Raw genomic sequence first — 12951 nt, forward strand, 5'->3', positions numbered from 1 at the left:
CCGCCCGAACACGGCGCCCACCGCACAGCTCGGACCGAGGCCGACCATCCCGGTCCGTCCGACCGCGTCCGCCACCCACCCCGGCACGGGATCACGCTCTACCACCACGACCGGACCCGGGCCCACCACCGCCCGGAAACGCCGCGACTGAAAACCACCGGCCTGCCGCCCGGGACGACGGCCGGCGTCCAGCCCGCCGTCCGGACCGGAGGACGCCGGAAGATCGGAAATCTTCCGCACCCCGCCCGCGATCATGCGAGAAACCCTGCCACCAGCCAGATCACGCCGCGATCACGTCCGGATCACGCTTTTGTCATGAGCACGCTGATAATCTGACCGTCGCAAAAGGCGCTCCCGTGTGTTGCATCGATACAACACTCGCTCGTTCGTTGTCGGCCCTCTTTTGACGTGGCCTTGAATGTCACTTGACGCACCCGGAAGGACCGCATGCGCAACGTGCTTGCACGTAAGAGGACCACCACAGATCCCAGCGAGACCGTTCCCGTAGCGCCTGGAGGCCTGCCGGTCGTGGGTCATGCGGTGAAGGCACTCCGTGACCCGAGGGGATTCCTGCGTTCGCTGCCCGCGCACGGCGACATGGTCCGCGTCAGCGTCGGCCCGCTCAAGGCGGTGATGGTCTGTGACCCGGAGCTGACCTCACAGATACTCCTCAACGACCGCACCTACGACAAGGGCGGTCTGCTGTTCGACAGGGCCAGGGAGGTGTTCGGCGACGGTCTGGTGACCTGCCCGCACGCCCTGCACCGACGGGAGCGCCGGCTGGTCCAGCCCGCGTTCCACCGCAGCCGGCTTTCCGGCTACGCCCGGGTCATGGCCGAGGGGACGACCCTGCTGACCAGCCGGTGGCGTGATGGTCAGGTCCTGGACATGCCGGCCGAGATGCTCAGCCTGACGATGCACAACATGCTGCAGGCGATGCTCGGCGGGACGCTGCCCCCGGAGGATCTGCGGCAGCTGGTCGACGACGCCATCGTGGTGCAACACGCGACGTACCGGCAGACGTTCACGCCGGCGGTGCTGAACCGGATTCCGACCCGCGGCAACCGGCGCTATCAGCGGGCGCTGGCCGGACTCCACAACACCGTGACCGACATCATCGCCAAGGCCCAGGTGGACACGGCGGACCACGGAGATCTCCTCTCGGCGCTCCTGACGGCCCGCGATCCGGGCAGCCCCGACGATCCGGCCGACAGCCGCCGGAGCGAGCGTCTGAGCAGCGCCGAACTGCGCAACGAGGTCCTGACCTTCCTGGTGGCGGGCTCGGAGACGACGGCGCACGCCTTGTCGTGGGCGCTGTACCTCATCGCCTGCGATCCGGATGTCCAGGAGCGGCTGTGGGCGGAGACCGATCGCGTCCTGGACGGCGGGCCGGTCTCCCTCGACCAGCTGCCCGACCTGAAGATCGCCAACCAGATCATCACCGAGACGCTGCGGCTGTACCCGCCGGCCGGGATGATATGGACCAGGATCGTCACAGCGAAAACCCGCCTGGGCGGCTACGACATCCCGGCCGGGACGACCATCGCGTACAGCCCTTACGCTCTGCACCGTCTGGAACGCTATTATCCGGACCCCGACGCCTTCAATCCCGATCGCTGGGACGCTGAAATGCAGCATTCCGCGCCGCGCAACAACGCCTATCTCACCTTCGGCGGCGGTGCGCGCAAATGCATCGGCGACCAGTTCGCCGTCATCGAGGCTGTGCTGGCGCTTACGGACATCGCCTCCCGCTGGCGCCTGGAACCCGCTCCCGGACAGAAGCATCCGGATATCACCACCTCGATGGGACCACGTGATCTCAAGATGCGCCTGAGTGCCAGGACCGCATCAGAAATCACCTCGTAGCGCGAGCGCACGGATCCCTTGAGGACGGCGAGGCAGGTTCTGCCGAGCAGGGGAACCGGAAATCCGATTACGCAGCCGGCCCGCGCCCTGGAGTGAGGAAGCCTCCAGGGTTTCCGGGCAGTACCGACCCGTTTCCGGCAACGCGGCCGCGCTCCTTCCATGTGACGCGCCACAAGGCCCGCGAGGACATCGCGCGGCGGATCGGGTTCCGCCGAAGTCGGATCGTCTCCACTCTTCATCAGCTGCTGGTCCCCACCTGGGGCCGACAGGAGTGTCCGAGAACCACGGGCAGCCGCGTGAACAGCTGCAGGATCCCCCGCCCGGAAACGCGAACGGTCACACGTGTGGAAAAAATACGCGAAAGGCAGGCTCAGTGATGGCGAGTCAGGAACGGGACGGCACAAGTGGTGCGGGGACTGCCGAGAGGTCGACAGAGCCTGTCGCGGTGATCGGGGTGGGGCTCCGTCTCCCCGGAGGAATCACCACGCTGGGCGGGTTGTGGGATGCCCTGGCCACCGGCCAGGATCTTGTGACGTCGGTACCCGGCGACCGGTTCAGTACCGATGATTTCGTCGTAAGCGACGGTGGGGTGCGGGCGGGGAAGGCGTACACCGGGGCGGCCGGGATCTTCGGGGACGTGTGGGGGTTCGACCCGGAGTACTTCGGTATCTCGCCGAAGGAGGCCGGCCAGATCGATCCGCAGCAACGGTTGCTGCTGGAGTGCGCGGTGGAGGCCTTCGACGACGGGGGTGTGGATCCGCGGCTGCTGGCGGGTTCGGACGTGGCGGTTGTGATGGGACTGACCGTCCAGGACTACTGGGGTCTGCTGATGCGACGTCCCGGGGTGATGAATTCGTTCGCCCCCACCGGTACGGGGGCGTTCAGCGCGGCGAACCGCCTGTCGTACCTCTTTGATTTCCACGGGCCGTCCCACACGGTGGACACGGCGTGTTCGTCGTCCTTGACGGCACTGCATCTGGCGGCCGAGACGGTCCGTTCGGGCCGTTGTGAGGTTGCGCTGGCCGGCGGGGTGAATCTGGTGCTCGGTCCGGGCGGGCACGTCATCTCCAGCCAGGCGTCGATGCTCTCCCCGACGGGGCGTTGTCACTCGTTCTCGCAGGACGCCGATGGGTTCGTCCGGTCGGAGGGCGCGGGGGTGGTGCTCCTGAAGACGTTGAGCCGTGCGGTGGCCGATGGTGACCGGGTGCACGCGGTGATCAGGGCTTCGGTGGTCAACGCCGACGGGCGGACCCTGGGGATGTCCATGCCGGGTGCGGACGCGCAGGCGGCGATGTTGGAGCGTGCGTACGCCGAGGCCGGTGTGCGCGCCGACCAGGTGTCGTACGTGGAGGCTCACGGGACGGGGACGGCGGCGGGCGACCCGGCGGAGTGCGAGGCTCTGGGGCGGGTTCTGGGGCGGCGGCGCGGAGGGAAGCCGTTGCCGATCGGATCGGTGAAGTCGAATCTGGGACACCTGGAGGCGGCGGCCGGCATGGCGGGGCTGTTCAAGGCCATGCTGGTGCTGCGCGAGCAGCGGGTGCCCGCCACCTTGCACGCGCAACCGCTGAACCGGGCGATCGATTTCGGCGGGCTGGGGCTGGACCCGACGACGGCGATGCGGCCGCTGGACGGTGGGGCCGGCACGCGGCGTATCGCCGGGGTCAACTCGTTCGGTATCGGCGGCGCGAACGCGCACGTGGTGGTGGAGCTGCCGGATGCGCCGCCGGCCCCGGGCGTCATCGGGGACGGGGCCGAGGGGACCGAGGACAGGCGGCCGGCTGCGGCTGTGCCGGTGGTGGTCACCGGCCGGACGCAGGCGGCGTTGCGGGAGTCGGCGCTGGCGATGGCCTCCCGTCTGGAAGGCGTTGACGATTGCGCCCTGACCGATGTCGGGTTCACCACGGTGCGGCGCCGCGAGCGCCGTGAGCTGTGCACGGCCGTGCTGGCCTCCAGCGGCGCGGCGGCGGCGCAAGCACTGCGGGAGACGGTGGAGAAGGGCGCGTCGGACGAGGCGGCGTCGGCCGTCAGCATGGCCCGGGGACGCGTCGGGTTCGTCTTCAGCGGGAACGGCACCCAGTGGCCGAGGATGGGCGCGGAGTTGCTGGGGCAGGACGTTGCCTTCACCGCCGAGGTCCGGGCCGTCAGCCGCGAACTGGAACCGCTGCTGGGCTGGTCGGTCGAGGCGGAGATGGCGACGCCGGACACCGGGCGGTGGGCGCTGACAGAGGTGGCGCAGCCGATGCTGTTCGCCCTGCAGGCCGGATTGTTCATGTCGCTGCGCGAGCGGGGGGTGCGACCGCACGGGGTCTGCGGCCACAGCGTCGGCGAGGTCGCGGCCGCCTACTGCGCCGGAATCCTGGACCGCCCCCGGGCATGTCACGTGATCGCGCACCGCAGCCTCGCGCAGGCGCCCACCTTCGGGGCCGGGCGGATGGCGGCGTTGGCGCTGTCGCCCGCGCAGGCTCAGCGGTTGCTCGACGAGACGGGGGCGAGCGACCGTGTGGTGATCGCGGCTGTCAACTCCGGCAATGACGTCACCCTGGCCGGGGACAGCCGGACACTGGAGGCCGTCGAGGACAGCTGTGTCCGGGACAGTGTGTCCTTCCGGTTCCTGCGCCTGGACTACCCCTTCCACAGCCCGGCCATGGACGCTGTCCGCGGACCGCTGCTGGACGGCCTCGGCGAGCTCGGGACCGGTCGGGGCGGGATCCCGCTGGTCTCCACCGTCACCGGCCGCGCGGTCGCGGACCACGAGATGGACGCCGACTACTGGTGGCGCAACGTGCGTGAACCGGTCCGGTTCGGCGCGGCGGTCGCGTCGCTCATCGGTGAGGAGCACGGCTGTGACGTCCTGATCGAGGTCGGCCCTCACCCGGCGCTCAGCGGCTACCTGCGCCGCATCGCCGTCGATGAGCAGGCGCCGGTGGAGGTGGCGTCGACGCTGACCCGGATCAGCGCCGGCCCATCAGCGCTGAGCGGCACCGTGCTGCGCGCGGTCGCGGCCGGGGCGCAGCTGGACTGGGATCGGTTCTTCCCCCGGGGCGGTCGCGTCGTGGATGTCCCGGCCTACTCGTGGCAACGCCGGCGCTACCAGTTGGGAGACCCCTCGTGGTGGTCCGACCACGAGATCGCGCCGGCGCCGCAGCCGGTCGCGTCCCATCCGCTGCTGGGCCGGCGCCTGCTTGCGGCCGACCCGACGTGGGGGCGGGAGCAGAGCGCGGCCTGGATCGCCGATCACAGGATCGGTGACGCTGTCGTCATGCCTGGCACGGCCTTTCTCGACATGGCCCTGTCGGCGGCCCGCGAGGTGCACGGCGGACCCGTGGAACTGCTCGACATATCCCTGGCCAGGTCGCTGGTCCTGCCCGGCGACCCCGGATCGGCTCCGGTACGCACCACCACCACCGTCCGTCCCGACGGGACCTTCGTCGTCGCCGGGCACACCGGTGAGGACATCGAGCCCGTCCAGCACGTGAACGGGCGGTGGCGCGGCCTGGCCGAGGCCAGGCCTGCCACGGTGGACGTGGCCGGTCTCGCCCGCCGCATCAGCGAACCCGTGGACATGTCCGACCACTACCGGGCCTGCGCCGCGGTATCGCTCAACTACGGGCCGGCGTTCCGTTCACTGGCGGCGCTGACCGTCAAGGACAGCGAAGGGCTGGCGAGGCTCCGTACACATCAGTTCGCCGACACCGAGCACCAGGCCCGTGTCGTTCTCCTCGACGGCTGCCTGCAGGCGATGCTGCCGCTGTCCGCCTGCGCCGTCTCCGGCTCCGCGCAGCCCTACGTCCCCCATCTGCCGGTGGCGGTGGGAAGCGTCCGCGCCTGGGGCCCGCTGCCCGCCACCGTCATGGCGTACATGCGGCTGACGTCCGTCGTCGAGACCGGGCTCATGTGTGACATCACCGTCTGCGACACCGACGGAACAGTCCTGCTCGACCTGGGGGACGTATACGCGCGGCGCATCGAGAACAGCGCTTCTCCTGCGCCCCGGATCTACAACGAAGTGCTCAGGGCCCGCCCGCGGACGACCGCTCTGCCCGGCACCCCTTGCCCGCTCCCTGCGCCTTCACGCGTCATCGACGACTGCGGCCCGGTCGTCACCCGGCTCGACGACGCGTTCCGGGACCACGGCTACGGCGGCCACCTGGAAAGGGCCCGGCAGCTGAGCGCGCACTACATGGCGGCCGCGGTGGACAGCATCCTGGGCTCTGCGGTGGCACGAGGTGCGATCGAGGCCGCCGGACCGGCCGGTGGGCGGATTTTCAGCCTCGACGACCTCAGGAGTGCCGGCGTCAGGGAGAGCCTGTGCCCGTTGGTGGAGATGATGTCGGCGATCGCGGTCCGGTACGGGCTGCTGACCGCCCGCGCCGACGGGAGCTGGTGCCAGAGCGGCACACCGGTGCCCGAGGAGCTTCTGCAGGACAGGCTCGACACGTTTCCGGAGCTCGTCGTGATGTGGCAGGCCGCCGCATGGGTCGGGCGCAGCCTGCCCGGCGTCCTCACCGGTGAGGTGGAGGCGCTGGAGGTGCTGTTCGGCGCATCCGGTCCGATCGCGGCGCAGGTGTACAACCACGATCCAGGCCTCACGTACCTGTCCGACACCGCCGTGGCGTACCTCCGCGCCGCCCTGGCCGACTGGCCGGCCGACCGGCCACTGCGGATCCTGGAGATCGGCGCCGGCACCGGGGGCTTCACCGCTCGCGTCCTGCCCCATCTGCCGCCCGAGCGCACGCACTACGTGTACACCGACGTGTCTTCCGCGTTCTTCCCCAACGCCGAGGCCCGCTTCGCCGCCTTCAACTTCCTCGAGTACCAGGCCCTCGACCTGAGCTCCGATCCCACCGCGCAGGGGTTCGCGGCGGGATCCTTCGATCTCGTCATCGCGAGCAACGCCCTGCACACGACGGCCGACATCGCTCAGGGGCTGCGCAACGCCGCCACACTCCTGGATCACAACGGTCAGCTCGTCGCCCTTGAGATGCACAGCAACACCTACGTCGCGACGTTGTTCGGCATACTCGACTCCTTCTGGGAGTCCTCCGACACCGATCTGCGGCCGGCCGGCGCGGCGCTGACCCGCGACCAGTGGCCGTCGGTGCTGGAGCGGACGGGGTTTTCCGACAGCGCGTTCCTGAGCGCACAACCGGACCGGGAGGGCGTTCCGGGATCGGTGATCGCGGCGGTGCGCGCCACGGGTACGCAACCCGGCAGCACGCCGCGGGACCAGGACGCGGACGGCGCAACTCCCCCGTGCCTGCTGGTCACCGAGAGCGGGGGCAGTTCCGCCGGCCGCCTGGGCGACCTCGTGGCAGCCGCCCTGACCGCCACAGGAGCACGCGAGGTGGTGCTCCCGGCTCTCCGGCCGGAGACGGACTGGGCGGCTCTGCTGCCGGCCGCGGGGCCGGTCGACGTCGTCCTGATCGCCGACGACACCGAGCAGGCGACGGCTGAGCAGGTCACCGCGCGTGCTGCCCGTGCCTGCGCGCAGCTGAGTGCCCTGGCAGCCGCCTGTGCGCGGGCCGGCGGAGATCTTCAGCCCACCCTGTGGCTGGTCGCGTGCACGACCGCCGACAGCCCGGACGCCCCGATGACCCATACCGGCGCGGCCCTGTGGGGTGCCACCCGCACACTGGCCAACGAGCAGCCGCTGCTGACCGTCCGCAGGATCCGTGCCGTCGGCGGGACCGCGGAGCCGGCACGGCGGACGGCCGGCCACGTCGCGTACGAGATCACCCACCCCGACGCCGAAGACGAGTGCGTGATCACTCCTCATGGGCGCTTCGCCGTGCGGGTGCAGTCGCTGCCGGAAACCCGGCGGACACGCGCCCACGGCGCCACCGCGCACTTCGCGCTGACCGTCCACGGCGAAGCGGGCACCCCCCACAGGCTCGTCTGGCAGGACGGCAGCATCCCCGACCCGGGGCCGGGCGAGATCACCGTCCGCGTGCAGGCCGCGGCCCTCAACGGCCGTGACGCCCTCTTCGCCACGGGGCGCCTGCTCCCGCCCCGCGGCGCGCGTCCGGGCGACGTCCACCTCGGCTGCGAGGGCGCGGGGATCGTGACCGCCGTCGGGGACGACGTCACCGACATCCTCCCAGGGGACCGGGTCGCCGGGATCACCCACGGCGGCTGGCTGGCCTCGCACATCAACCTGCGCGCCGACCGGGTGGTGAAACTCCCCGAGCAGGTCACCTTCACCGCGGCGGCAACCCTGCTCATAGCCCAGCTGACCACGCACCATGTCCTGGGGCACCTGGCCGGTTCGGGGCCTGGCGACAGCGTCCTCATCCTGGGTGGATCCGACGGGACAGGACTGGCGGCCATGGAGTTCGCCCGGCGCGCCGGGAGCCGCGTCATCGTCGGCGCCCCCACGCCCGCTCTGCGCGCCCTGCTGCGTCTTCCGGGGGTCGACCATGTGGTGGACTCGAGTGCTCCCGGCTTCGCCGAGGAGGTCCGGCACGTCGCCCAGGGTGGCGTCGACGTCGTACTCAATCTCAGCTCCACCACGGCGGACCTGCGCCGGCGTGCGCTGGACCTCCTGGCGCCAGGAGGCCATTTCTTCGACGTCGGACCGCTCGTCGCGCCGTCACCGGCGCCGCTGCACATGCCGTCACCGGACCGCGAAGTCACCGTTCACACCATCGATGTCGTCGGCTGGTTCGAGGACACCTCACCCACGGTGGATCGCTGCCTGCACGACCTGCAGAAGGTGATCGACAGCGGCGAATGCCGTCCGCTGCCCCACACCGTCCACCCCGCCGACAGGATCCACGAAGCCATGGACGGCCTCCTGGCCGGTCAGGGGGCCGGGAAGACCGTCGTCGTCCTCGACGACGGTGTCCCCCTCGATCGCGCCCCCGAGCCGCCGGTGCTGGATCCCACGGCAACCTATCTGGTCGCCGGCGGCCTCGACGGTTTCGGCGCCGAGACCGCCCGGCACCTGGTCCGCCGGGGAGCGCGTCACCTCACGCTCGTCAGCCGACGTGGCACCGCGGACAACCAGGACGCCGCCGCCCTGGTCGGCAGCTTGAACGACCAGGGCGTCCAGGTGGACGCGCGCGCCGTCGACATCTCCGACCCGCACACCGTCGAGCAGCTCTTCCACGATCTCGACGCGGGCGGGCGCCGGCTCGCCGGGGTGGTCCACGCTGCCATGGTCCTCGACGACGACGAGATCACCGACCTGTCCGCCGAGCGCTACCTCACCGTCCTGAACCCCAAACTCACCGGAGCGCTCCTCCTCGACTCCCACACCCGCCGGCGCGGCCTCGACTTCTTCGCCATGTACTCGTCCTTCGCCGCGCTGCTGGGCAACAGGAGGCAGGCCTCGTACGGCGCCGCCAGCCTCGCCCTGGAGAACATCGCGCGCCGGCGCAGGCACGACGGACTGCCCGCCTCCGTCCTGCAGTTGGGCGCCATCTCCGACGTCGGATACGTGCTCCGCACCGGGATCACCTCGGTGATGAGCGACTACGGCATCCTGCCCATGACCTCGTCCCAGGCACTGGACCGCTTCGACATGCTGCTTCAGCACCCGGACACCACGGTCACCGCGGTCGTCGCCGAATCCCGGGGTCGCGAGCAAGCACTCATGGCCTTCCTCCCCGCTGTCACCGCACCCCGTACCGCCGTGCTGGTCCACACGCCGGATGCCGGCGCCGACGACAGCCTCCTGCCGCGGCTGCGGGCCGCCGCCACCGCGGAGGAAGCCCGTCCGATACTGCTCGACGCCCTCACCTCCTGGCTGGCCTCCGGACTCCACACCACACCCGATCGCGTCGACGTCGGCCGCCGCATCGACCAGCTCGGCGCCGACTCCCTCACCACCACCGAACTCATCGGGCACATCCGCCGCCACACCGGTTGCACGATCCCCGCTCCCGACGTCATGACCGCACCTCTCACCGGCATCGCCACCACCGTCCTGCACCACCTGCGCCCCGAGAACCGGCCCTGACGGACCCCGCGCCGGGTCGCGTCCGAAACGGCCGCGACCCGGCAGGTCGTCGAAGCCGACAGCTGAACCGCATGCCGGTGGTCCGGACAACGGATCCGGTCCGCCGCACCACCGAATCCGTTTTCCGGACGGTCCGACGGGAGCAGCCCCTCCCCCTGGTGGCTACGAACGGGCAGATATCCCGGGAGAGAACAGATGCCGCTCACGACAGCCCTCGCTTTTCCACCGTTCAGCAACCCCTATCCGCCGGGGATCCTGCGCACGCTGGCCCACACGAACGCGAGCGTGGCCGCCGCCCTTGGGACAACCGACGAGAAGCTCGCGGAACTCGGCCAGCCGCCCGTGACACGCAGACTCACCGAAGGAGCTCCCGGGCCGGCCCCGAGCCCGGAGACGGAGTACGTCCACAACCTGGTGGCGGCAACGCTCGTCCCGTACTGCGTATACACATCGCTGGATCTGGACGTCCGGCCGTCCATCCTTCTCGGACACGGCGCAGGCTTCAACGTCGGGAGCGTCATCACGGACCTCATGTCCATGGCGGAAACGATCGACGTCCTCATCACGGGCTTCCTCGAAGCCAAGAGGATCTCACTGCGGGGCGGCATGCTCGCCCTCGCCGTCGACCAGCGGACCGCTCGGGCGATGTGCCGGCAGATCTCGGAGGACGGCCTCCATGTCGGCATGATCAACACCCCGACCCAGACGGTCGTATGCGGCCGATTCGACGACCTGGACCTGCTGGAGCGTCACGCGGAACGCAGAAAGGTCCCCTGCAGACGTCTCGCCGCCCTCCTCCCCATCCACACCCCCCTGTTCAAGCCGGCGGCCCTCCGGGCGATCCTCCGGCAGAAGGAACGAACCGTGCGGCCGGTACTGCCCCCTCTGTACTTCACCACCGAATGCCGGCCCATCGTCGAATCCGACACGGTCAGGAACGCGTCACTCGCGATCTGGACCAAACCCGCGAACCTCATCGAATCCATCACGGACCTTCAGGAGAACTTCGGTGTCGACCACTTCATCGAAGTCAACACCACCCCCACACTCGCACCGATGATCATCCAGAACGCGCACCCGGGCACCCGGGTCGACGGCCCGCCACCCGGCATAACGGATGCCGCGGACGTACTCCCCTTCCTCAACGGCGCCTGACGAAGTCCCGGCGGTCGCTCCGGGCGAAGGTCTCCGCCTCGCCCCGGCGCCGCACATGTGACGTGCCTCACAGCCGCAACGGCTACGGAGCAACGAGCTGCCGCGCTTGCACAGTTGATAGCCTGAGGCTATCAAGATCAGTCCGATTGCCGGACTGGAGGGCGACTCGCTCCGGGCCCTATGGTCCTGCACATGACCACCCCACCCGCGTTAACGCTCCTGCCGCGCCCGTCTCCCCGGCAGGTGACGGTGTCCCCACGGACCCGCGTCCGTCCCGGTCCGTCCGGCCATGTCACGGCCGGGACCGGCCGATGAGCACCACCCGGGAGCACTCCGAGACGCGGCTGCTGGTTCCCTCCCTGATGTTCATCGCCCTGGTCGTGGCGGCGGTCGCCAGCCTCGGGGCGCCCCTCATCACCAGCGTGGCGACCACGTTCCACGTCTCGCTCGACAGCGCGCAGTGGACGCTGACCATCGCGCTGCTGAGCGGCGCGGTCGCCACACCCGTCCTGGGCCGGCTCGGAGCCGGCCCGCACCGGCGGGCCACGATCCTCGTCACGCTGGCGGTCGTCGTCACCGGCAGCGCGCTCACCGTGCTGCCGCTGCCGTTCGCGTGGCTGCTCGTCGGCAGGGCCGCACAAGGCGTCGGGCTCGGTCTGACGGCGCTGATGATGGGCGTGGCCCGTGACCATCTCCCCGAGGAACGCAGCGCGGCCACCATCGCCCTGGTCTCGGTGGTCTCCATCATCGGGGTCGGCGTCGGCTACCCCCTCGCCGGCCTGCTCGCCGAGTTCGGCGGGGTGCGCGCCGCCTACGGCCTCGGTCTGTTCGTCACCACCGTCGCCTTCCTGGCCGCCTGGCGCTCCGTTCCCGCGGCCCCCGAAGGCCGCTCCGCCCATGTGGACATAGCGGGCGCGTTCCTCCTGGCGGGTGGGCTGTTCCTCGTCCTGTTCCTCGCCGGCCAGCGGAGCCTGTGGAGCCATCACCTCTCCGTGGCGGTGGTCCTCGCCCTCGCCGCCGTGCTCCTGCTCTGCGTCTGGACCGTCTCCGGGCTGCGCGGCAAGGCACCCCTGGTCGATCTCCGGGCGCTACGGCACCCGGCGGTCGCCGGAGCGAATGTCGCCATGTTCGTCGGTGCGATCGGCATGTACATCCTGCTCACGCTCATCACCCGGTACGCGCAGACGCCGCACAGCGCCGGCTACGGCTACGGGCTCACCACCTTCGTCGCCGGGCTGGTCCTCATCCCGTTCTCCGTGCTGGGGTTCGTCGCCGGCAAGCTCACGCCCCGGATGCTCGGACGGATCGAAGCCCCCCTGCTCCTGGCCGGCAGCGCCGTCGTCATCGGTGGCGGGTTCGTCCTCTTCGCCGCGGTCCGGTCGAACCTGGCCGAGCTGTTCGTGGCCATGGGTGTGCTGGGCTTCGGTGTCGGCAGCTTCTCGGCCGCCATGCCCGGCGTCATCCTCGCCTTCACGCCCAAGAGCGAGACGTCCAGTGCCATGAGCTTCAACTACGTCGTGCGCAGCGTCGGGTACTCGCTCGGCAGTGCCATCGGCGGCCTGGTCCTCGCGGCCGGCACCGACGCCGGCCATGTCTTCCCGAAGGACAGCGCCTACACCACGGCGGCGTTGGTCGGCATCGCCGCGATGGCGATCACGATGATGACCAGCCTTGTCCTGGCCCGCCAACGCTCGCCCGAGGCCGCGGCCGAGGCCGAACCGACCGTCCCGCCGGCCGGCGCACCGAGCCGGAACCGGCCGAACCCATGACCCGCTCGACCCGCTCGCCGGGAGGCGCCGGCACGTACAGCTGATCGTTGCGGGATGAAGGGCCCGAGGCGTCGTTCGGGGCGTGGGCGGCCTTCGGAGGCCCGGACCCGGGTGGGTCCGGGCTCGCCGGGTCGGCGGCCATGGCGGTCATGGCGGTCGGATGTGCGGTGGCGTCCGAAAGGTGAGGTGTCGGATCCGGCG

Annotated in this window: 4 protein-coding genes; all 4 read left to right on the top strand. The window is 70.5% G+C overall.

The annotated features are described in order from the left end of the window. Positions 1–447 precede the first annotated feature (447 nt). The 4 genes from QFZ75_RS05175 to QFZ75_RS05190 all read left to right on the top strand — a co-directional run bounded on the left by QFZ75_RS05175 (position 448) and on the right by QFZ75_RS05190 (position 12750). Entirely contained in the window at positions 448–1866 is a 1419-nt protein-coding gene (locus QFZ75_RS05175) for a cytochrome P450 (protein WP_307534207.1), read from the top strand. Between the two features lie 376 nt (positions 1867–2242). After that, positions 2243–9826 (top strand): SDR family NAD(P)-dependent oxidoreductase, encoded by a 7584-nt coding sequence (locus tag QFZ75_RS05180; RefSeq protein WP_307534209.1) that lies wholly within the window; start codon positions 2243–2245, stop codon positions 9824–9826. 195 nt (positions 9827–10021) lie between these two features. Next, a complete protein-coding gene (locus QFZ75_RS05185) occupies positions 10022–10981 on the top strand; it encodes a hypothetical protein (RefSeq protein ID WP_307534211.1) in 960 nt (319 codons plus the stop codon). 311 nt (positions 10982–11292) lie between these two features. Beyond that, on the top strand, positions 11293–12750 hold the full coding sequence (locus QFZ75_RS05190) for an MFS transporter (protein WP_307534213.1): 1458 nt from the start codon (positions 11293–11295) through the stop codon (positions 12748–12750). Positions 12751–12951: the final 201 nt, after the last annotated feature.

The sequence above is a fragment of the Streptomyces sp. V3I8 genome, assembly GCF_030817535.1.
Lineage (GTDB): Bacteria > Actinomycetota > Actinomycetes > Streptomycetales > Streptomycetaceae > Streptomyces.